The organism is Variovorax sp. LjRoot84 (assembly GCF_964254305.1).
In the GTDB taxonomy this organism is placed as follows: domain Bacteria; phylum Pseudomonadota; class Gammaproteobacteria; order Burkholderiales; family Burkholderiaceae_C; genus Variovorax.
Genome location: NZ_CAXUTE020000001.1, coordinates 1,269,891 through 1,290,855 on the forward strand (window position 1 = coordinate 1,269,891; position 20,965 = coordinate 1,290,855).

Genomic DNA, 20,965 nt, shown 5'->3' on the forward strand with positions numbered 1-20,965 from the left:
CGTGCCCATGACCACTGCCGCAGTCCCCCTGATCGAGGTCCGAGGCCTCAAGAAATACTTCGGCAGCGGCGAGCGCCCGGTGCGCGCGGTCGACGACGTTTCCTTCGCGATCCGCGCCGGCGAAACGCTGGGCCTGGTCGGCGAATCGGGCTCCGGCAAGAGCACCATCGGCCGCACGCTGCTGCGCCTGGTCGAGCGCACGGAGGGCGAGGTGCTCTACCGCGGCGACGACATCGGCAAGCTCTCTTCCGGGCCGCTGCGAAAGCTGCGCAGCAAGCTGCAGATCATCTTCCAGGACCCGTACGCGAGCCTCAACCCGAAGATGCGCATCAGCGCCATCCTCGGCGAGGCGCTGGCCACGCACGGGCTGCACAAGGGCGCCGTTGCACGCGACAAGCGCATCGCCGAACTGCTCGAAACCGTGGGCCTGCGCCCCGAGCATGCAAGCCGCTTTCCGCACGAGTTCTCGGGCGGCCAGCGGCAGCGCATCGGCGTGGCGCGCGCGCTTGCCGTCGAGCCCGAGTTCATCGTCGCCGACGAGCCGCTGTCGGCGCTGGACGTGTCGATCCAGTCGCAGGTGATCAACCTGCTGGCCGATCTGCGCGAACGCCTGTCGCTGACGATGCTATTCATCTCGCACGACCTGGACGTGGTGGAATACCTGTGCGACCGCGTGGTCGTGCTTTACCTCGGCAAGGTGATGGAAGTGGCGACCACCAGCGAACTCTTCGAGCGCCCGCAGCATCCCTACACGCGAGCCCTGTTGGCCGCGAGCCCGAAGCCCGATCCGCTGCTGCCCAACGAACACGTCGCGCTGAAGGGCGACATCCCGAGCCCGGTCGCGCCGCCGTCCGGCTGCGTGTTCCGCACGCGCTGTCCGCATGCCATCGAGGCCTGCGCCCAGACCGTGCCGCCGCTGGACGAACTCGCACCGGGCCATTTTTCCGCCTGCATCCGCAAAGAGCTGATTTCCCTATGACCACCGAATACGACGACTTCATCGATCCGCTGCTCAACACCGGCTTCAAGGGCTACCCGCGCACCCAGCCGCCGAAGCGCCGCAGCGAGATCGGCAAGGCCGGCTGGCATGTGCTGGCCGGCGACCTGCCGCTGCCGCTGGCCGTGCTCAAGCGCGAGGCGCTGGAACACAACCTCCAGTGGATGCAGGCGCGCGTGCGCCAGTGGGGCATCGACCTCGCGCCGCACGGCAAGACCACCATGTCGCCGCAGCTCTTCAAGCGCCAGCTCGACGCCGGCGCCTGGGGCCTCACTTTCGCGACCGTGACGCAGCTCGCCGTCGGCGTGGCCGCCGGCGCGCGGCGCACGCTGATCGCCAACCAGGTGGTGAACGACGAAGACCTGGCCGGCATCCAGCTGCTGCTGCACGCGCACATAGACCTGCGCGTCGTGTTTCTGGTCGATTCGCTGGCGCAGCTTGCGCTGATCGAGGACTGGGCAGAGCGCCACCCCGAGCACCTGCCTTTCGAGGTGATGCTCGAAATCGGCGTCGAGGGCGCGCGCACCGGCTGCCGCACGCACGAGGAAGCGGTCACGCTCGCCACCCGCCTGCACGAGAGCGACGCCGTCAAGCTCGCCGGCATCGAATGCTACGAAGGGCAGGGCGCCACCGGCGAGAGCGGGCCCGACACGACCTATGCGAACACGCTGATGGACCGCGTCGAGGCCGTGGCCCGCCATTGCGACCTCCACAGTCTGTTCGACACCGACGAGGTGCTGGTCTCGGCCGGCGGCTCCGCGATCTTCGACCTGGTGGCCGGCCGCCTGAAGCCGGCGCTCCAGGCCCGCGTGCGCGGCCTGCTGCGCTCGGGCTGCTACGTGACGCACGACCACGGCTTCTACCAGCGCATGCTGAGTGCCGTGGACGAACGGTTGGGCTGCGACTGCGGCGAGAGCCTGCGCCCTGCGATGGAGGTGTGGGCCACGGTGCAGTCGCGCCCCGAACCGAAGCTCGCGATCCTCGCGGTCGGCAAGCGCGACATCTCCTTCGACCTTTCGCTGCCGGTGCCGATCGCGCGCGCCGCGCGCGGCAGCCTGGTGCCCGCCGCGGTGCCGCCGGGCTGGAAGATCACGGCGCTGAACGACCAGCATGCCTACCTGCGCTGGGACGATGCCGAGGAGCCGCAGGCGCCCGCGGTCGGCGAGCGCGTCGCCCTCGGCATCTCGCACCCCTGCACCACCTTCGACAAGTGGCACTGGATGCCGGTGGTCGAAGAGGACTACCGCATCAGCGATGCGGTGGCCATGCACTTCTGATGGCGCCCGTGATGACATCCTCCCTGCTTCAGAAGATGGCCGAGATCCGCGACGGCGCCTCGGCCACGCGGCGCGCCATCCTCGACCTGATCCTCGAAGACCCCGACCGCGCGCTCGAGGAAAGCTTCGAGACGCTGGCCGAGCGCTCGCGCAGCTCGGTGCCCACCATCATGCGCACCTGCCGCGATCTCGGCTTCGCCGGCCTGCGCGAATTCAAGCTTGCGCTGGCGCAGGAACTGGCGCTCGGCGGCTCGCCGCTGCACCGGCGCGTGAACATCGAGGACGCGGCCGACGAGGTGGTCGGCAAGATCGCGCGCAGCGCCGCGGCCTCGGTCTCGGGCGTGCGCAACCAGCTCGACATGGAAGTGCTCGACGGCGCCGTGGCCGCCATCGCGGCGGCGCCGCACGTCGATCTCTATGGTGCCGGCGCCACCTCGTGGTTCATGGCCAACGACCTGCAGGCGCGGCTGTTCCGCCTCGGCCTCTCGGCCAACGCCTGGGCCGACTACCACCTGCAGCAGGTGGCCGGCGCGGCCCAGCGCCAGGGTGGCGTGGTGATCGCGATCTCGCACGTGGGCGGCATGCCCTCGCTGCTCGATGCTGTCGACATCGCGCGCGGGCAGGGCGCCAAGGTGGTCGCACTCACGCGGCCCGGCACGGCGCTCGCGGCGAAGGCCGATTTCCTGCTGGGCCTCTCGGTGCCCGACGACGCGGTGATGCACGTGGGCATCGACGCCTACCTCACGCACCTGACGGTGATCGAGATCCTGACCGTGCTGGTCGCGCAGCGCCGCGGCGAACCCGCGGTGCAGCGCCTGCAGCGCGCGCGCGAAGCCTTCCAGCGCCACGGCATCGATGCGAGCACGCATCCGCTGCAGAGCTGGGATGGCGGAGGAGTGAAGCATGGCTGAACAAGCGATCTTCTTGCTCGAAGGCGGCCTCGTGGTCGACGGCTCCGGCGGCCCGAGCTGGCCCGGCGACGTGCTGCTGGCCGGCGACCGTATCGCAGCGCTGGGCGAAGGCCTGCGCGAGCGCCTGCCCGAAGGCATCGCAGCGGCCGATCTCGAAACCGTCGATTGCCGCGGCAAGGTGATCGCCCCCGGCTTCATCGATGTCCACACGCACGACGACGCGATCGTGCTGCGCGATCCGCTGTGCCTGCCGAAGGTCTCGCAAGGCATCACGACGGTGGTCACCGGCAACTGCGGCATCTCGCTCGCGCCCTACCGCACGCCGCAAGCCCAGCCGCCGCTCACGTTGCTGGGCATCGATTCCTTCCGCCACGCCACGATGGCCGAGTACCGCGCCGCGGTCGAGGCGGCGCAGCCGGCGCTCAACGTCGCGGCGCTGATCGGCCACACCACCTTGCGCTTCGCGACCATGGACGCGCTCGACCGCGCGGCCACCGAGGACGAGCGCGCGCGCATGGGCCAGCTGCTCGAAGCCTGCATGCTGGACGGCGCCCACGGCCTCTCCTCGGGCCTGTTCTACGAGCAAGCCTTCGCCGCGCCGGCCGAAGAGGTGACGGCGCTCGCGCGCATCGTCGCGCGCCACGGCGGCGTCTATGCCACGCACCTGCGCAGCGAGATGGAAACCATCATCGAGGCAATGCACGAGGCCGGCGACACCGCCTTCAGCGCCGGCGCGCCGCTCGTGATCTCGCACCACAAATGCGCCGGCCCCGCCAATTGGGGCCGCACGCTCGAAACCCTGCCGCTGGTCGACGCGCTCGCGAAGCGGCAGGACATCGCGCTCGACGTCTACCCCTACGTCGCCGGCTCTACCGTGTTGCGCGAGGACCTGGTGGACGGCGTGATCGACATCCTGCTGACCTGGTCCGATCCGCATCCCGAGGTGACGGGCCGCATGCTCGCCGACGTCGCGCGCGAATGGGGCGTGGACCAGAAGGAAGCCTGCCGCCGCCTGCAGCCCGGCGGCGCCTGCTACTTCCAGATGAAGGAAGAGGACGTGGAGCGCGTGATCGCCCATCCGCGCACCATGATCGGCAGCGACGGCCTGCCGCACGACCGCCATCCGCATCCGCGCCTGTGGGGCGCCTTCCCGCGCGTGTTCGCGCGCTACTGGCGCGAGCGCCAGCTGTTCACGCTCGAACAGGCGGTCCACAAGATGACCGGCATGACCGCGCGCAACCTGCGCATCGCCGACCGCGGCCTGCTGCGCGTGGGCGCGATGGCCGACGTGGTGGTGTTCGATCCGCGCACCATCGCCGACACCGCCACCTACGACCGGCCGCAGAGCGCCAGCGTGGGGATCGAGCGCGTGTTCGTCAACGGCGCCTGCGCCTTCCGAGGCGGCGAAGAAGAGCCCGAGGTGCGGGCGCGGGCGGGGCGGATGCTGACGCGGGCGGTCTGAGAACCGGTTGAGAAGAGCGCCCGGGTCAACGCACGAAGCGGCCCTCGGGCGTGACGCGAACCATTTCGATGAACTTCGACCCGGTGCTGCTGCCTGACGTGAAATCGATGTCCATGCCGGCCAGCCGCATCTTGAATGCGCGCAGCGCCGCATGCAGGCGCGCACGTGTCAGGTCGCGGCCGGCACGCTTGAGCCCCTCGATCATCACCAGCCCGTTCAGGTAGCCCTCGAAGCTGCCGTAGCCCACCGGCACCTGCGCGCGTTCCGCCAGGCGTCGGTAGTCGCGCGTGACGGTCTCCACCTCGCCCCAGGGATAAGGCATGACCTGCGAGATGGCCAGTCCGCCCGCCTGCAGGTTCACCACCTTGGCCGTGACCTCGCCCGGGACGACCGACATGCCATAGAACATCGGCTTGCTGCCGGCGCCGTAAGTCGCCTTGATGACCTCGCCGGCCACCGTGCCGGCCAGATACATCAGGACGGCCTGCGGCTGGCTGTCGGCCAATGTCTTGCCGGCGGCGGCGGAGGTCGAGCCGTCTCCCTTCACCGAGACCACCGCCGTCGGCGTGAGCTTGTGGGTGGCCATGGCGGCCTCGATCAGCTTGACCGCTTCGGCGCCGCCCGGGTTGTCGAGATGGGCTATCGCCATCTTGTTCACGCCGACGGTCGTGAGGTGCTCGACCAGGGCCTGTGCTTCGCGCGCATTGCTGGCGCGCACGAAGTAGGCGGAGCCGGCAACGCGTTCGCGCGCCGTGTCGCCCACGCCGTAGCCGCCCACGCTGGGTGCGCCGCTTTGCTGCAGCAGCTTGGCCGCGGCGGCCGTGGTGCCCGAGCCGACGCAGCCGAAGAACGCGAACACGCGATGGTCGTTCAGCAGCTTGCCGTAGTTCTCCACCGCCTTCTCGGGCTTCAGCTCGTCGTCCAGCGACACCAGCTTGATCTTGCGTCCGCCCACGCCGCCTTGTTCGTTGATCGCATCGAAGGCCAGCCCGGCGCCGTTGTGCACGACCTTGATCTGCGAGCCGAGCGGGCCGCTCAGCACGGCGCTGCTGCCGAGCAGGATCTCGCTGTCGCTCACCCCTGTTTCTGCCTGCGCGGACGACAAGTGTGCCAAGCCAGTGGCAAATACGGCAGTGGAGGCGACAAAACTTCTGCGCTGCATGAGCAAGGCCCTTTTCCAATGAATTTAGTTAAGTTGAATAACTATTGGAAATGAGCCGTCGGTGCCGCCGAGTCAGGGTTTACCCACGCGGTCGCGGCATTCGTCACGCTCCTGCAATCACTCGTGTCCCGTCAGCATCAGCGCTGCTCTGTAGGCCGCACGGCCGGCCGTCTTGGCTTCTTCGACCAGCGCCTTCAGCCGCTGCCCGCGCTCCTTCGGCGCCAGGAGATGGAGCGGTTCGGCCATCAATTGCCGGGCCGCGCCGAGCAGGACGTGCGCCGAAGTGACGCAGACGCGGACGGCCGCACGCTCGCCGGCCGGGGTGTTCTCGCCTTCGCGGTCATTGAGAACGGACTCGATCAAGGCGAGCGCATTGTCGAGGCAGGCCTGCGCGAGGTCGCGCTGTGTCGCTCCTGCTTGAATCGTCAGGGGCGGGCTGGGGACATCGAGCGCGGCATCGCGCGGAGTGTCGAACATGGTGAGAAGACCGGGTTGCTTTCTTTGGAGTCGAATCAGCGCGCCGCCAGCGCCGCCAGCGCTGCCTGCGGAACTGCTGCGCGCGGCGTGCCGGCTTCATGCCCATGCAGCCAGCGGCGCAAGATCCGCAGCAGCGCCCCCGGCTGGTCGGCATGCACCCAATGGCCGGCGTCGTCGATGTGTTCCAGGTGCGCGCGCGGAAACAGGCGCGCGATGCCGGCATGCGACTCGGCTTGCACATAGGCCGAATCGGTGCCGGCGAGGAACAGCGCCGGCCCTTCGTAGTGCCGGTGCTGGAGCCTCTGCGGAAATCCGCACAGCTCCTGCATGCACATGGCCACCGCCAGCAGGTTGAGCCGCCAGTCGAAGCGCTCGTCGTGGCGCCGCAGGTTCTGCATCAGGAAGTCGAGGACCGGCGTGTCGCCTTCCTGGCCCTGCGCCAGCGCCTGCCGGGCCTCGTTGCGGCCGGTCGCGGCGGCCGCGTCGAAGCCGCGCATGGCCATCATGTAGGGCGAGAACTGGTCGCTGTAGCGCTCGGGTGCGATGTCGATCACCGCCACGCCGGAGATCGCCTGCGGATGCTCGAGGGCCAGGGTCATGGCGGTCTTGCCGCCCATGCTGTGGCCGATCAGCAGCGGCTGCTGCAACTGCTCGCGCTCGATGAGCGCCAGCACGTCCTGCGCCATCTCGGTGTACGACATGGTCTGGCCCCGGGGCGACGCGCCGTGGTTGCGCGCATCCGGCAGGTAGACCCGATGCCTGTCGCCGAGCGCTCGGGCGATCCGCGCCCAGTTGCGTCCGGCACCGAACAGCCCGTGCAGGATCACCAGGGGAGGGCCGTCGCCCACGGCCTCGAATGCGAGCTCAATAGCCACGGGATTCCGGCGCAGGCAGAGCGTTGGCGGGGCGCGTGTTCACGGGTTCCGTCTCCATTTATGTGGGGCCCCCATTCGAGGGTTTGACAGAGGTTAGGGACGCAGGAGCCGTCAGTAAAATGGTTTGCATCCATGCCGTGGATCGATCGCGTGGATACCTTGCAAGGCGGACCGGGGTTTTCAAAGGGACGAGGTCAGCTCATGCGGTTCAACAAGCTCGACTTGAACCTGCTGGTGGCCCTGGATGCGCTCCTCACCGAGCGCAGCATCAGCCGGGCCGGGGAGCGCCTGCACCTGAGCCAGTCCGCCACGAGCAATGCGCTGGCGCGGCTGCGGGCCTATTTCAACGACGACCTGCTGGTGCAGGTCGGCCGCAAGATGGAGCTCACGCCGCGGGCCGAGACGCTGAAGGATGCCGTGCGCGACGTGCTCGTGCGGGTGGATTCCGCGATCCTTGCCCAGCCGCGCTTCGATCCCGCCCAGGCGGAGCGCCGCTTTCGCCTGATCGTCTCCGATTACAGCTCGATAGTCCTGATGCCGCAGCTGCTCACGCTGGTGAGCCAGCAGTCGCGCACCGTGCGCTTCGATCTGCTGCCGCTGCTGCAGCCGCCCCATCGTGAGCTGGAGAGCGGCGAGGCCGACCTGCTCATCCTGCCGCTGGAATATCGCACGCCCGAGCCTCATCCCTTCGACATCCTGTTCGAGGAGCAGTTCGTCTGCGCGGTCTGGAGCGGCGGCCGCTTCGGGCACGCCGACAAATTGACGGCCGATCAGTACGCGACGGCCGGCCACGTCGTGATGCAGCCCTCCGGCATGGACGAGCCCACACTCGCGGGATGGCTGAAGCGACGCTACCCGGGGGTGCGGCGCATCGAAGTCACCAGCTACAGCTTCGCCGCGGTTCCCTATCTGATCGTGGGCACCGATCGCATTGCCATGCTGCACGCACGGCTCGCCCGACTGGCCCAGAAGTCCCTGCCGCTGCGGCTGCTGCCGGCGCCGGTGCCGATGCCGGCGATGAAGCAGACGATGCAGTGGCACACGTACCGCACGCAGGACCCGGGCCTGGTCTGGTTGCGCGGCCTGTTGCACCAGGCCGTGGCGAGGATGGATGCGGAACTGGAACCTGCCTACGCGGACGGTGTGGCCGAAACGGTTCGCATGGAATGACTGCGGGCGCGGGCGCGGGCGCCTCGCGCCGCCTCAGGCTGCGATCGAGTAGCCGCCGTCGACGGGGATTGCCGTGCCCGTCACGAAGTCGGAGGCCTTGCTCGCGAGAAAGACCGCGATGCCGGCCAGGTCCTCCGGCCGGCCCCAGCGCCCGGCGGGCGTGCGCGCGTTGACGCGCTCTTCGAGGCCCTGCACCTGCGCACGCGCGCCGTCGGTCAGCTCGGTGCGGATCCAGCCCGGCAGCACGGCATTGACCTGGATCTTGTCCGGTGCCCATGACGCGGCCAGCGCGCGGCTCAGCTGCACGATGCCTCCCTTGCTCGCGCCGTAGACCGGCGCATAGGGCGCGCCGAAGATCGACAGCATCGAACCGATGTTGATGATCTTGCCGCCGCCGGCCGCCTTGAGGTGGGCGTGGGCCGCGCGGCAGCACAGGAAGGCGCTGGTGAGGTTGGTGTCCATCACCATGTGCCATTCGGCCAGCGCGAGCTGGTCGGCCGGCTTGCGCACCGTGGTACCGGCGTTGTTGACCAGGATGTCGAGCCGGCCGCAGCGCTCGGCCACCTGGTCGAAGAGCCGCTGCACCGAGGCCTCGTCGGTCACGTCGGCCGACAGCGCGAAGCTGTCGCTGCCGAGGGCCTTCAGGGTCTCGACCGCGGCGGCCGATTTCTGCGGATTGCGCGCTGCAACGATCACGCGCGCCCCGGCCTTCGCCAATCCCTCGGCCATGCCGAGTCCGATGCCGCCGTTGCCGCCGGTGACGAGCGCGGTCTTTCCTGTCAAATCAAACATCAGTGAAGGCGGCTACAGGATTCTGTTGAACCACAGCAAAGAGAGTCCGGCTGACAGCAAGGCCAGCACGGCCGCGCCGAGCGCGAACAGCGCCGAGATTTCGGTCTCCTTCTTCTCGACCGTGAGCCTGGAGCTCAGCGTGTTGTAGACCTTGGTGAGGTCTGCCGCGGTGCCTGCGTAGTAGTACTCGGCCTGCGTCTTGTTGGCGATCGCCTTGAGCGTTTCCTCGTCGAGGCGCACGCGCATCGACCAGCCTTCGAAGCCGATGGTCTCGCCGTCGACCGTGCCGATGCCCACCGTGTAGACGCGCACGCCGCGCTCGGCCGCGACCTTGGCCGCGTCGAGCGGGTCAACGCCGGTGGTGCGCTGGCCGTCGGTCAACATGATGATGGCGGCCGAGGTGTAGGAGCCGGGCGCCACCGGCGTGAATTCCTTCTGCGGCGCCTTGCCGGCCTGCTCGAGCGGCACGCCGCGCTGGCGGCTGCTCTGGGGACCGAAGTTCGAGACGTCGATGCCCGCATCCGGGAACAGCGTGGCCAGCGAAACGACGATGGCATTGCCGGTGGCCGTCGCGCGCTGCAGCTGGAAGGAGTCGATGGCCGTGACCAGGTCTTCGCGGTTGGTGGTGGGCAGCTGCGCGACATTGGCGCTGCCCGCGAAGGCGACGATGCCGACCTTCACGTGCCGCGGCAGCTCCTTCAGAAAGCTCTTGGCCGCTTCCTGCGCGGCCACCAGCCGGTTGGGCAGCACGTCGGCCGCGCGCATGCTGCCGGACACGTCCATCGCCAGGATGATGGTCTGCTGGTTCGAGGGCAGCACCACCACCGCCATCGGCCGCGCGGCGGCGATCAGCATCGCGACCATCGCGAGCAGGAACAGGAAGGGCGGGATGTGGCGCCGCACGCTCTGTCGCACGCCCATCGCCTCGCGCACGATGGACAGGCTGGCATAGCGCAGCGCCAGCTTCTTCTTGCGCCGCATGAGCCAGGCATACAGCAGCACCAGGAGCGGCGCCGCCAGCAACAGCCAGAGGAATTGAGGCCAGAGGAAGTTCATGCTGCCACCGCCTTCGGGTTGGACGACCCGGCGCGCACGCGGCGCTTGCGCATGTCGGCAAAGCGCACGATGGCTTCCACCAGATCGTCGTTGGTCGAGAGTTCGAGCGCGTCGACGCCGACCTTGGCCAGCGTCTCGCGCAGGGTTGTTTCGCGCTCCGCGGCGACGCGGGCGAAGCGCTTGCGGAAGCTCGCGTCGTGCGTGTCGACCCAGAGCTGCTCGCCGGTCTCGGCATCGGTGAGCGGCACCAGGCCGAGGTCGGGCAGCTCGAGCTCGAGCGGGTCGAAGAGGCGCACCGCCACCACCTCGTGACGCCGGACCAGCTGCGCGAGCGGGAGCTCCCAGCCGGGCTCGCTCAGGAAATCGGACACCACGAACACGGTCGAGCGGCGCGGCATCAGCACCGCTGCCGACTTGAGCAGATCGGCCAGCCGGGTCATGCCTTTCTGGGCCGGCGCGTTCTTCTTTTCCGCGCGGCGTTCCATCGAATGCAGCAGATGCAGCACGTGCCGCCGGCCGCTGCGCGGCGGGATCACCGCCTCGACGTCGTTGCCGTAGACCAGCGCGCCGACGCGGTTGCCGTGCCGCGTGAGCAGGCGTGCGATGACGCCGACGAAGCCGGCCGAGATCTCGCGCTTGGCCTTGCGGCCGGAGCCGAAGTCAACCGAGCGGCTCAGGTCGAGGATGAACCAGGCGGCCATCTCGCGGTCTTCAGTGAACACGCGCACGTGCGGCGTCTGCAGGCGCGCGGTGACGTTCCAGTCGATGTGGCGCACGTCGTCGTGGTGCTGGTACTCGCGCAGGTCGGCCAGGTCGAGGCCGGTGCCGCGCATCAGCGTGCGGTAGTCGCCCTGCAGCAGGCCGTCGAGCCGGCGGATCACCGTCCATTCGAGCCGGCGCAGCGTGCGTTCGGCGGAGCCCGCCGCGGCCTCGCCCGCGAGTCGTTCGTCGTTGGCGGCGCGCGCGCGCCGGCTAGGCCACCAGCTTTTCATGTTCGAGCGGCTTGGCTGGCGCGGGCACGGCCCGCATGATCTTGTCGATCAGGCCGTCGGGCGTGAGCCCTTCGGAGAGGCCTTCGTACGACAGCGTCACGCGGTGCCGCAGCACGTCGGGCACCAGCGCCGTCATGTCCTCGGGCAGCGCGTAGCTACGGCCGCGCAGCAGCGCCAGGGCGCGCGCGCCTTCGGTCAGGTTGATGCTGGCGCGCGGGCTGGCGCCGAAGGTGATGAAGCGCCGCATGTCCTTGAGGCCGTGCCTCTCGGGCGTGCGCGTGGCAGACACCAGCCTGACCGCGTACTGGATCAGCGAAGGGTCGACATAGACGCGCCGCGCTTCGCCCTGCAGCGCCGCGAGCTGGTCGGTGGTCGCGACCGGGCTGGCCTCGACCGGGGCGCCGATCACGCGCTCGACGATCACGAACTCTTCCTCGTCGGTCGGGTAGTCGACCAGCACCTTCATCATGAAGCGGTCCACCTGCGCCTCGGGCAGCGGATAGGTGCCCTCGGTCTCGATCGGGTTCTGCGTCGCCATCACGAGGAAGGGGCGCGGCACCTTGTGCGACTCGCCGGCGATGGTGACCTGGCGCTCCTGCATCACTTCAAGCAGCGCGCTCTGCACCTTGGCCGGGGCGCGGTTGATTTCGTCGGCCAGAAGCAGATTGGCGAACACGGGCCCCAGCGAGGTGCTGAACTCGCCGGTCTTCTGGTTGTAGATGCGCGTGCCGATCAGGTCGGCCGGCACCAGGTCGGGCGTGAACTGGATGCGCTTGAACTGGCCGCGCACCGCTTCGGCCAGCGTCTTGACGGTCAGGGTCTTGGCCAGCCCGGGAACGCCTTCGACCAGCAGGTGACCACCCGCCAGCACAGCGACCATCACGCGCTCGAGAAAACGGTCCTGGCCGACGACGACGCGCTTCACCTGGTAGAGGATCTGCTCCATCAGCTCGGCGGTGGAAGCGGAGGCGGAGGTCGGTTCGTTCTCTGTGCTCATGCTTGCTGCTTTCGGTGAGGAATCGGAAAGACCATCAGAAAGGCGGAGAGCCGGCGGCCGAGGCCGCGTTCTCGATCGGCACTGCAAAACCGATGCCAATGAAGGTGCGCTGTTGGGTCGGGTTGAGGATCGCGGTCACGATGCCGAGCACCTCGCCGTTCATGTTGATGAGCGGCCCGCCCGAATTGCCGGGGTTGGCGGCGGCGTCGAACTGGATCAGGTTGCCGAGCTCCTGCTTGCCCTCGGGCGAGCGGAACGAGCGCTTGAGGCCCGAGACCACGCCGGCCGAGACCGAGGGGCCGATGCCGAAGGGAAAGCCGACCGCGACCACTTCGTCGCCGGGCTGGAGGTCGGCGGTCGAGCGCATCGTGGCCGGGATCAGGTCGTCGGGCAGCTTCTGCGCCTGCAGCACGGCGAGGTCGTTCTCGGGCTGCACGCCGGTGATCACGGCGGGCGCCTCGAGGCCGTCGGCAAAAGTGACCTTGATCTTCTCGGCGCCGGCGACCACGTGCAGGTTGGTGAGGATGATGCCCTTGTCGACGATCACCACGCCGGTGCCGACGCCGCGCTCCACCTCGCCCGGCGGTTCGTCGGCCTCGGGCGGCTTGCCCTTGGCGACGTTGTTTCCGCGCTTCTGCGTCTGGGCTTCCGGCGTCTTCTTTTCGGGCCCGTAGCCGACCACCCGCACCACCGAGGGACGGATGATCTCGGCCGCCTTGGCGGCCGGCGAGGGCAGGGTGGCGGTCTGCAGCGTGCGCAACACGGCGGCGTCGATGTCCTTCTGCGTGTACTGGCGGATGTTCTGGCGCGGCCACAGCGCGATGCCGGTGGCCGATGAGCCGACGCAGAGCGCGAGCAGCAGCGCGAAGCTGCGCCGCCCGGGCTGCCAGCGCGGCGCAGCGGCGGCTGGCGCCGCTGCGGGCACCTCCGAGTCATCGGACGCCTGGGGCGTGCCAGGCTCGGCCGCGTCCTGCGGCGCGCGGGGTGAGCGGCTGTAGAAAGCAGGCCTGCGCATCGGGGCACCTCCGGCAAAAAAATCGACGCGTGAGAGAGGCACGGTAGCACGCTTTCTCCGGCTGTGCATGCGTTCGGGCATCATTGGCCGATGGCCGTCTTCATCGATACCCACTGTCACCTCGATGCACCGGAATTCGGCACCGAAATGGCCGCGATACGGGATCGCGCGGCAGCCCGGAACGTGGCCCTGTGCGTGATTCCGGCAGTGGCGGCCGCCAACTTCGCAACAGTGCGCGAACTCGCGCATGCCCAGAACGATGCCTACGCGCTGGGCATCCACCCGATGTGCACCACCGAGGCGCAGGACGAGCACCTGGCGCTGCTCGACGCGGAACTTGCCGCGCGCCGCGACGATCCGCGCCTGGTGGCGGTGGGTGAGATCGGGCTCGATTTTTTCGTGCCCGGCCTGGACCCCGACAAGCAGGAGCGCTTCTTTCACACTCAGTTGCAACTCGCGCGCAAGCACGGGCTGCCGGTGATCGTTCACGTGCGCCGGTCGGTGGACAAGGTCTTGAAACACCTGCGGCAGGTCGCGCCCGGCCAGACCTGGCAGGGCATCGCGCATGCGTTCAACGGCAGCGCGCAGCAGGCGCAGGCCTGTATCGATTGCGGGCTCAAGCTGGGCTTCGGCGGCGCCGTGACCTTCGAGCGCGCATTGCAGCTGCGGCGTCTTGCCGCGACGCTCCCGCTCGCGTCGATCGTGATGGAAACCGACGCGCCCGACATCCAGCCGCATTGGCTCTACCGCACCGAAGCGCAGCGTGCGGCGGGCGAGGCGCAGGGTCGCAACGAGCCGGGCGAGCTGCCGCGCATCGCCGAAGTCGTGGCCGGGCTGCGCGGCATCACGCTCGACGCGCTGGCCCAGGCGACCACGCGAAATGCCGTTTCGGCACTGCCGCGTCTGTCCTCGCTGATCGATGCGTCGGCCGGCATCCCGCAGCACGCGTAGGCCAAGTGCCCGACTTTCGCGCAAGCGCGTTCACGACGTCGTCCGGGTGTCATCCTTGGGCTTCGAGTGTTCGTTGCATGCCAGTGGCAAGTTCGTCACTCCAACTCATCAAAGGAGCTTTCCCATGAACAAATCGTCCATTCGCACCTTGCCCGCCGTGCTGGCCCTGGCCCTGGCATCCATCGGCCTGTCGGCCGCGGCGCAAACCCAGCCCGCACCGGCGGCACCGGCGGCTCAGGAGCCGACCATGACCGAGAAGGCCAAGGAAACCGGCAAGGACGCCGTCGACGCCACCAAGCGCACGACGAAGAAGGTGGTCGGCGCCACCGAGCGCGGGGTCAAGAAGGCGGGCACCGCCACCAAGAAGGTCGCCAAGAAGACCGGCAATGCGGTGGCGACCGCTGGCCACAAGACGGCCGACGGCATGCGCACCGCAGGCAAGAAGGTCGGCGAGAAGGTGCCCGGCACGGCAGAGCATGACGCTGCCAAGAAGCCCTGAGTCTGGGAATCGGGCTCTTGCCAAACAACCCGCTTCGGCGGGTTTTTTTGTGTCTACTCCGCGCATGAAGAAAGCATCGCCTGCGCCGCCGCTGCGGCTCACCGGCCTCGATCCGATCGTCTCGGACCGCACCGTCGTTCTGGTCCTCGGCAGTTTCCCGGGCGGCCGCTCGCTCGCCGAGCGGCAGTACTATGCGCACCCGCAAAACCACTTCTGGAAGATCTTGCAAGCGATTTGGCCCGACCACCCGCTCCCGGCGGGCGCAGACAGTTATCCCGCCCGCCGCGCCTGGCTGCTCGAGCGCGGCCTCGGCCTCTGGGACGTGTACGCCGCCTGCGAGCGCGAAGGCAGCCTCGATTCGGCGATCCGCAACGGCGAGGCGAACGACATCGCGGGCCTTGCGCTGCCCAGGCTTGCCGCGATCGCGCACAACGGCGGCGAAAGCTTCAAGCATGCGCGACACAGCCAGGGCCTCGGCGTGCCGGTCTACCGGCTGCCGTCTTCGAGCGCGGCGAACGCATCGTGGACCTTCGAGCGCAAGCACGATGCGTGGCGCGAGGTGTTCCTGAAGCACGGATTGCTCTGATGGCGGCGAAGAAAGCCGCGGCGCCTGAACTTCCGGAAGTCAATTTCTCCGACTGGGGCGATGTGCGCTACCTGCACCTCGGCACCGAGTGGGTGCAGGGCTCGATGAAGCTCGATGCGCCCTTCGAGATCGAGCTCGAGTACGTGCAGCGCATGATGGCCTGGCTGCTCTTCGTCGAAGCCGCGAGCGTGCGCAGCCGCCATGCGATGCAGCTGGGTCTGGGCGCGGCCAGCCTCACCAAGTTCTGCCGCAAGACGCTGGGCATGCGCACCACGGCGGTCGAGCTCAATCCGCAGGTGGTGGCGGCCTGCCGTGGCTGGTTCAAGCTGCCGGCCGACGACACCAGGCTGCAGGTGGTGGTGGCCGACGCGGCGACGGAGATCCGCAAGCCGCAATGGCAGGGCGCGGTGGATGCGTTGCAGGTCGACCTGTACGACCACGAGGCCGCCGCGCCGGTGCTCGACAGCGAAGCTTTCTACGCCGACTGCCGCGCCCTCCTGACCGAGGACGGTTGCATGACGGTCAACCTGTTCGGCCGCTCCTCGAGCTACGAGCGCAGCCTCGAGAAGATCGCCACCGCCTTCGGCGAAGATGCGCTCTGGGCCTTCAAGCCCACGCGTGAAGGCAACACCGTGGTGCTGGCCCAGCGCACGCCCAGCCAGCCGAAGCGCCCCGCGCTTGCCGATCGCGCCCAAAGCATCCAGACTCGGTGGGGCCTGCCGGCGCCGAAGTGGCTGCGGGTATTCAAACCATTGACCTGACCATGAGCGCTGTCTCTCCACCCAAGTCCGCCGCCTCCCGCCACGAAGGGCCGCTCGATCTGCGGCATCTGATCGAATGGCTCGCCAAGGACGGCGTGATCTCGCCGGTGGAGGCCAAGCGCACGCTGGCGCGCTGCGCGCAGGCCGAGAGCCGCCAGCATCCGCTGGTGCGGCTCGCGAATGTCGCGATGACGCGCGAGAGCGACGGCAAGCCGCTCGACCTGGAGATGCTGAGCCAGTGGCTCGCCGGCCGCGCCGGCCTGGCCTATCTGCGCATCGACCCGCTCAGGGTCGACGTGGGCAAGGTGGCCGACACCATGAGCGCGGCCTATGCGGAGCGGCACAAGGTGCTGCCGGTGCAGGTCACGCCCGCCGAGGTGGTGGTGGCGACGGCCGAACCTTTTCTCACCGACTGGATCGCCGAGGTCGAGCGCCAGGCGCGCCGCGCGGTGCGGCGCGTGGTCGCGAACCCGGTCGACATCCAGCGCTATACGGCGGAGTTCTTCTCGCTGGCCAAGTCGGTGCGCGCGGCGCAGAAGGCCGGCGGCAATGCGGGCGGCGCCAGCTTCGAGCAGCTGGTCGAGCTCGGCAAGAGCAACAAGCAGCTCGATGCCAACGACCAGAGCGTGGTGCAGGTGGTCGACTGGCTCTGGCAGTACGCCTTCGACCAGCGTGCCAGCGACATCCACCTGGAGCCGCGGCGCGAGCAGGGCGTGATCCGCTTTCGCATCGACGGCGTGCTGCACCCCGCCTACCAGATGCCGATGGGCGTGATGAACGCGATGGTGTCGCGCATCAAGCTGCTCGGCCGCATGGACGTGGTCGAGAAGCGGCGGCCGCTCGATGGCCGCATCAAGACCCGCAACATGCGCGGCGAAGAGGTCGAGATGCGGCTCTCCACGCTGCCGACCGCCTTCGGCGAGAAGATGGTGATGCGGATCTTCGACCCCGACACCGCGGTCAAGGACCTCGATGCGCTCGGCTTCGCGCAGCACGATGCGCAGCGCTGGGAGCAGCTCGTGACGCGCCCGCACGGCATCATCCTGGTGACCGGACCGACCGGCTCCGGCAAGACCACCACGCTCTACTCGACGCTCAAGCGTGTCGCGACCGAGGAGGTCAACGTGAGCACGATCGAGGATCCGATCGAAATGATCGAGCCCTCCTTCAACCAGACGCAGGTGCAGCCGCAGCTGGACTTCGGCTTCACCGAGGGCCTGCGCGCGCTGATGCGGCAGGACCCGGACATCATCATGGTGGGCGAGATCCGCGACATCGCGACGGCCGAGATGGCGGTGCAGGCCGCGCTCACCGGCCACCTGGTCTTCAGCACGCTGCACACCAACGATGCACCGAGCGCGATCACGCGGCTGATGGAGCTCGGCGTGCCCAACTACCTCGTCAACGCCACCATGCTCGGCGTGCTGGCCCAGCGCCTGGTGCGCACCCTGTGCCCGCATTGCAAGGCGCCGGACGACAGCGTCACGCGCGAACAGCTCGGCGAGTTCGTCAAGCCCTGGCAGATCACGGGCTCGGTGCGGGCCTACAAGCCGGTCGGCTGCGTCGACTGCCGCATGACGGGCTACCGCGGCCGCATGGGTCTGTACGAACTGCTCACCGTGGGCGAGGGCTTCAAGGCGCTGGTCAACAAGGAGCCCAACCTCGCTGGCCTGCGCCGCCAGGCCGTGGTCGACGGCATGCGGCCGCTGCGGCTGGCGGGTGCGCTGCGCGTGGCCGAGGGCCTGACGACCATCGACGAAGTCTTGAGCGCGACCCCGCCGCTCGAGTAGCTTCGGCGCGGCCTCGCGACCCGGGATAACCCTAGGCTCTTGCTAGGTGGAATCCACATCAAGCTGACCACTGCCTGACCACACAATCCGCTGTTCGAATTTTTCGAGGGGACTGTTCGTGAAAATCAAGAGTCAGAAGGACTTCTTTGCGGGGCTGATGTTCACCATCGTCGGCATCGCCTTCGCATGGGGCGCGACGACCTACAGCGTGGGCAGCGGCGCGCGCATGGGCCCGGGCTACTTTCCGCTGATGCTGGGCATCCTGCTGGGCATCCTGGGGATCATCGTGATCTTCACGGCCCTCACCATCGAGACGGTGGACGGCGAGCCGATCGGAAAGATCGCATGGCGGCCGCTCGGCTACATCATCGGTTCCAACCTCGTGTTCGGCATTCTGCTCGGCGGCCTGCCCAGCATCGGGTTGCCGGCCATGGGCCTGATCGCCGCGATCTACGCACTGGTGCTGATCGCCGGCCTCGCGGGCGAGCACTACACCCTCAAGTCGAGCCTGATCCTCGCCACGATCCTGGCCGTCGGCAGCTACTTGGCCTTCGTGGTCCTGCTGAAGCTGCAGTTCCAGGTGTGGCCCACCTTCATCACCGGCTGAGAGCAACGTCGCCATGGAACTCATCAACAACCTCTCCATCGGGTTCGCCGCGGCCTTCACGCTGCAGAACCTCATCTACGCCTTCGTCGGCTGCCTGCTGGGCACGCTGATCGGCGTCTTGCCCGGCATCGGCCCGGTCGCCACCATCGCGATGCTGTTGCCGGCCACCTACGCGCTGCCGCCGGTGGCCGCACTGATCATGCTCGCGGGCATCTACTACGGCTCGCAGTACGGCGGCTCGACCACCGCGATCCTGGTCAACCTGCCGGGCGAATCGTCCTCCGTCGTCACGGTGATCGACGGGCACCAGATGGCCAAGCAGGGCCGAGGGGGAGCGGCACTTGCGGCCGCCGGCCTGGGCTCCTTCTTCGCCGGCTGCGTGGGCACGCTGATCCTGGCCGCCTTCGCGCCGCCCTTGACCGAGCTGGCCTTCAAGTTCGGCCCGGCCGAATACTTCTCGCTGATGATCCTGGGCCTGATCGGCGCGGTGGTGCTGGCCTCGGGCTCGCTGCTCAAGGCGATCTGCATGATCGTGCTGGGCCTGCTGATTGGCCTGATCGGCACCGACGTGAATTCGGGCGTGGCGCGCTACAGTTTCGACATCCCCGAACTGACCGATGGCGTCGGCTTCATCGTGATCGCCATGGGCGTCTTCGGCTACGGCGAAATCATCTCCAACCTCTCGCGGCCCGAGGAAGAGCGCCAGGTCTTCACCTCCGAGGTGCACCACCTGTGGCCCACCAAGGAAGACTTCAAGCGCATGACGCCGGCGGTGCTGCGCGGCACCACGCTGGGTTCCTGCCTCGGCATCCTGCCGGGCGGCGGTGCGCTGCTGTCGGCCTTCGCGGCCTACACGCTCGAGAAGAAGATGAAGCTCAAGCCGGGCGAGATTCCCTTCGGCAAGGGCAACATCCGCGGCGTCGCAGGCCCTGAAGCGGCCAACAACGCCGGGGCGCAGACCTCCTTCATCCCGCTGCTCACACTCGGCATCCCGCCGAATCCGGTGATGGCGCTGATGGTCGGCGCGATGACCATCCACAACATCCAGCCCGGCCCGCAGGTGATGACCAGCAACCCTGAGCTGTTCTGGGGCCTGATCGCCTCGATGTGGATCGGCAACCTGATGCTGATCATCCTGAACCTGCCGCTGATCGGCATCTGGATCAAGCTGCTGTCGATTCCCTATCGCTGGCTGTTCCCGGCCATCGTGCTGTTCTGCGCGATCGGCGTCTACTCGACCAACAACAACACCTTCGACGTCTGGATGGTCGCGATCTTCGGCGTCATCGGCTACGCCTTCATCAAGCTCGGATGCGAGCCGGCGCCGCTGCTGCTGGGGCTGATCCTCGGCCCGATGATGGAAGAGAACCTGCGGCGCGCGCTCTTGCTCTCGCGCGGATCGTGGGCCGTGTTCGTCACGCGCCCGATCTCGGCCGGCCTGCTCGTGGCGGCCGCGCTGATGGTCGTGATCGTCTTGCTGCCCGCGGTGAAGTCCAAGCGCGAAGAAGCCTTCGTCGAGCCTGATTGACTGGGCTCGCCGAACAAAAAGGCCGCCTGAGGGCGGCCTTTTTGTTTTTCAACTAGGCTTTGCCTCCTCGTCAGAATCGATGCCCATGAAAAGAATCAACTTCCTTCGCGCGGCTGCGATCGTGCTGTGTACGGCAGCCATGCCGACCGCCTTCGCGCAGGCCTATCCCAGCAAGCCCATACGTCTCATCGTGCCCTTCCCTGCCGGTGGCGCCACCGATCTTTTTGCACGCACCCTGTCGCAGAAGATGGGCGAGAAGCTCGGCACCACGCTGGTCATCGACAATAAGCCGGGCGCCGGCGGCGCGATCGGATCCGATCTCGCGGCCAAGGCGCCGGCCGACGGCTACACGCTGCTGCTGGCCACCACCAGCACGCACGCCATCGGACCCGCGATCAACGCCAGGCTGCCCTACGACACGGTGCGCGACTTCACGCCGATTGCCCATGTGGGCGATGCGCCGAGCGTCATGCTGGTGCCCAACAGCTCGCCGGCGAAGACGGTGCGCGAATGGATAGCGTACGCACAGAAGAATCCCGGCAAGCTCAACTACGCATCGAGCGGCAACGGCACCATCGTGCAGCTCACCACCGAGCTGTTCAAGTCGCAGGCCGGCGTGTTCGTCACGCACATCCCGTACAAGGGCACCGCGCTTGCGATTCCCGACCTGATCAGCGGCAAGATCGACGTGCTCTTCGATTCGCTGCCAACCGGCATGCCGCATGTGCGCGACGGCCGGCTGCGCGCGCTGGGCGTGACGACGCTGAAGCCCAGCCCGCTCGCGCCCGAGTTGCCGGCCGTCGCCGAGGTGCTGCCGGGCTTCGAATCGAACACCTGGTTCGGGCTCTACGGTCCCAAGGGCCTGCCGGCGGACATGACGGCGCGCATCAACAAGGCGGCCAACGAGACGCTCGCCGATCCGGAGGTGCGCGACAAGTTGTCGAAGCTAGGCATCGCACCGACGATCGGCACGCCCACGCAATTCGCGAGCATGGCGGCGCAGGACGCCGCCAAGTGGAAAAAGATCATCACCGAACGAAAAATCACAGGCGACTGAGCA

At 68.2% G+C, this 20,965-nt stretch carries 21 protein-coding genes; 13 read left to right on the forward strand and 8 right to left on the reverse strand.

Features of this window, described 5'->3' with window-relative positions:
* Positions 1 to 7: 7 nt before the first annotated feature.
* From ACSQ9I_RS06470 to ACSQ9I_RS06485, 4 genes are read left to right on the forward strand one after another with little or no spacing between them, the layout of a single operon-like run.
* Positions 8 to 979, forward strand: coding sequence for an ABC transporter ATP-binding protein (locus ACSQ9I_RS06470; RefSeq protein ID WP_436315720.1), 972 nt, complete (start codon positions 8 to 10; stop codon positions 977 to 979).
* Positions 976 to 2,274, forward strand: a complete 1,299-nt coding sequence (locus tag ACSQ9I_RS06475; protein ID WP_436312627.1) for an amino acid deaminase — start codon at positions 976 to 978, stop codon at positions 2,272 to 2,274. The genes ACSQ9I_RS06470 and ACSQ9I_RS06475 overlap by 4 nt, the downstream gene beginning before the upstream one ends.
* 11 nt (positions 2,275 to 2,285) lie before the next feature.
* On the forward strand, positions 2,286 to 3,185 hold the full coding sequence (locus ACSQ9I_RS06480) for a MurR/RpiR family transcriptional regulator (RefSeq protein ID WP_436312628.1): 900 nt from the start codon (positions 2,286 to 2,288) through the stop codon (positions 3,183 to 3,185).
* Positions 3,178 to 4,647 (forward strand): N-acyl-D-amino-acid deacylase family protein, encoded by a 1,470-nt coding sequence (locus ACSQ9I_RS06485; protein WP_436312629.1) that lies wholly within the window; start codon positions 3,178 to 3,180, stop codon positions 4,645 to 4,647. Before ACSQ9I_RS06480 ends, ACSQ9I_RS06485 begins: the two co-directional genes overlap by 8 nt.
* Positions 4,648 to 4,672: 25 nt before the next feature.
* Here ACSQ9I_RS06485 and ACSQ9I_RS06490 read toward each other — a convergent pair whose 3' ends face one another.
* The 3 genes from ACSQ9I_RS06490 to ACSQ9I_RS06500 all read right to left on the reverse strand — a co-directional run bounded on the left by ACSQ9I_RS06490 (position 4,673) and on the right by ACSQ9I_RS06500 (position 7,161).
* A complete protein-coding gene (locus ACSQ9I_RS06490; RefSeq protein WP_436312630.1) occupies positions 4,673 to 5,725 on the reverse strand; it encodes an ABC transporter substrate-binding protein in 1,053 nt (350 codons plus the stop codon).
* A 201-nt stretch (positions 5,726 to 5,926) separates the two neighbouring features.
* Positions 5,927 to 6,286: a hypothetical protein gene (locus ACSQ9I_RS06495; RefSeq protein WP_436312631.1), complete on the reverse strand. Its 360-nt coding sequence runs from the start codon at positions 6,284 to 6,286 to the stop codon at positions 5,927 to 5,929.
* A gap of 35 nt (positions 6,287 to 6,321) precedes the next feature.
* On the reverse strand, positions 6,322 to 7,161 hold the full coding sequence (locus tag ACSQ9I_RS06500) for an alpha/beta fold hydrolase (protein WP_436312632.1): 840 nt from the start codon (positions 7,159 to 7,161) through the stop codon (positions 6,322 to 6,324).
* Between the two features lie 201 nt (positions 7,162 to 7,362).
* Here ACSQ9I_RS06500 and ACSQ9I_RS06505 point away from each other — a divergent pair, with 201 nt between their 5' ends.
* Positions 7,363 to 8,331, forward strand: a complete 969-nt coding sequence (locus ACSQ9I_RS06505; RefSeq protein WP_436312633.1) for a LysR family transcriptional regulator — start codon at positions 7,363 to 7,365, stop codon at positions 8,329 to 8,331.
* A gap of 33 nt (positions 8,332 to 8,364) precedes the next feature.
* On the opposite strand, the gene ACSQ9I_RS06510 is transcribed toward ACSQ9I_RS06505, so the two are convergent.
* The 5 genes from ACSQ9I_RS06510 to ACSQ9I_RS06530 are packed head-to-tail and all read right to left on the reverse strand — an operon-like array spanning position 8,365 to position 13,183.
* Complete coding sequence (locus ACSQ9I_RS06510) at positions 8,365 to 9,123, reverse strand: SDR family NAD(P)-dependent oxidoreductase (protein WP_436303037.1); 759 nt, start codon at positions 9,121 to 9,123, stop codon at positions 8,365 to 8,367.
* 12 nt (positions 9,124 to 9,135) lie between these two features.
* Entirely contained in the window at positions 9,136 to 10,179 is a 1,044-nt protein-coding gene (locus ACSQ9I_RS06515; protein WP_093108971.1) for a VWA domain-containing protein, read from the reverse strand.
* The gene (locus ACSQ9I_RS06520; protein WP_093108970.1) at positions 10,176 to 11,171 is read right to left on the reverse strand and encodes a DUF58 domain-containing protein; all 996 of its coding nucleotides are present in this window, start codon (positions 11,169 to 11,171) and stop codon (positions 10,176 to 10,178) included. Before ACSQ9I_RS06520 ends, ACSQ9I_RS06515 begins: the two co-directional genes overlap by 4 nt.
* Complete coding sequence (locus ACSQ9I_RS06525) at positions 11,152 to 12,168, reverse strand: AAA family ATPase (protein WP_436312634.1); 1,017 nt, start codon at positions 12,166 to 12,168, stop codon at positions 11,152 to 11,154. The genes ACSQ9I_RS06520 and ACSQ9I_RS06525 overlap by 20 nt, the downstream gene beginning before the upstream one ends.
* Before the next feature lie 34 nt (positions 12,169 to 12,202).
* Positions 12,203 to 13,183 (reverse strand): S1C family serine protease, encoded by a 981-nt coding sequence (locus ACSQ9I_RS06530; protein ID WP_093108968.1) that lies wholly within the window; start codon positions 13,181 to 13,183, stop codon positions 12,203 to 12,205.
* A 90-nt stretch (positions 13,184 to 13,273) separates the two neighbouring features.
* Here ACSQ9I_RS06530 and ACSQ9I_RS06535 point away from each other — a divergent pair, with 90 nt between their 5' ends.
* From ACSQ9I_RS06535 to ACSQ9I_RS06570, 8 genes are all read left to right on the forward strand, one after another.
* Positions 13,274 to 14,134: a TatD family hydrolase gene (locus ACSQ9I_RS06535; protein WP_436303040.1), complete on the forward strand. Its 861-nt coding sequence runs from the start codon at positions 13,274 to 13,276 to the stop codon at positions 14,132 to 14,134.
* Positions 14,135 to 14,258: 124 nt separating this feature from the next.
* The gene (locus ACSQ9I_RS06540) at positions 14,259 to 14,633 is read left to right on the forward strand and encodes a hypothetical protein (RefSeq protein WP_093108966.1); all 375 of its coding nucleotides are present in this window, start codon (positions 14,259 to 14,261) and stop codon (positions 14,631 to 14,633) included.
* Between the two features lie 64 nt (positions 14,634 to 14,697).
* Entirely contained in the window at positions 14,698 to 15,219 is a 522-nt protein-coding gene (locus ACSQ9I_RS06545) for a DNA-deoxyinosine glycosylase (RefSeq protein ID WP_436312635.1), read from the forward strand.
* A complete protein-coding gene (locus tag ACSQ9I_RS06550; protein ID WP_093108964.1) occupies positions 15,219 to 15,980 on the forward strand; it encodes a spermidine synthase in 762 nt (253 codons plus the stop codon). Before ACSQ9I_RS06545 ends, ACSQ9I_RS06550 begins: the two co-directional genes overlap by 1 nt.
* Positions 15,981 to 15,982: 2 nt before the next feature.
* Positions 15,983 to 17,770: a GspE/PulE family protein gene (locus ACSQ9I_RS06555; protein ID WP_093108963.1), complete on the forward strand. Its 1,788-nt coding sequence runs from the start codon at positions 15,983 to 15,985 to the stop codon at positions 17,768 to 17,770.
* A 118-nt stretch (positions 17,771 to 17,888) separates the two neighbouring features.
* Positions 17,889 to 18,377: a tripartite tricarboxylate transporter TctB family protein gene (locus ACSQ9I_RS06560; RefSeq protein WP_436312636.1), complete on the forward strand. Its 489-nt coding sequence runs from the start codon at positions 17,889 to 17,891 to the stop codon at positions 18,375 to 18,377.
* A 13-nt stretch (positions 18,378 to 18,390) separates the two neighbouring features.
* A complete protein-coding gene (locus ACSQ9I_RS06565) occupies positions 18,391 to 19,905 on the forward strand; it encodes a tripartite tricarboxylate transporter permease (protein ID WP_093108961.1) in 1,515 nt (504 codons plus the stop codon).
* Between the two features lie 85 nt (positions 19,906 to 19,990).
* Positions 19,991 to 20,962 (forward strand): Bug family tripartite tricarboxylate transporter substrate binding protein, encoded by a 972-nt coding sequence (locus ACSQ9I_RS06570; protein ID WP_436312637.1) that lies wholly within the window; start codon positions 19,991 to 19,993, stop codon positions 20,960 to 20,962.
* Positions 20,963 to 20,965 lie beyond the last annotated feature (3 nt).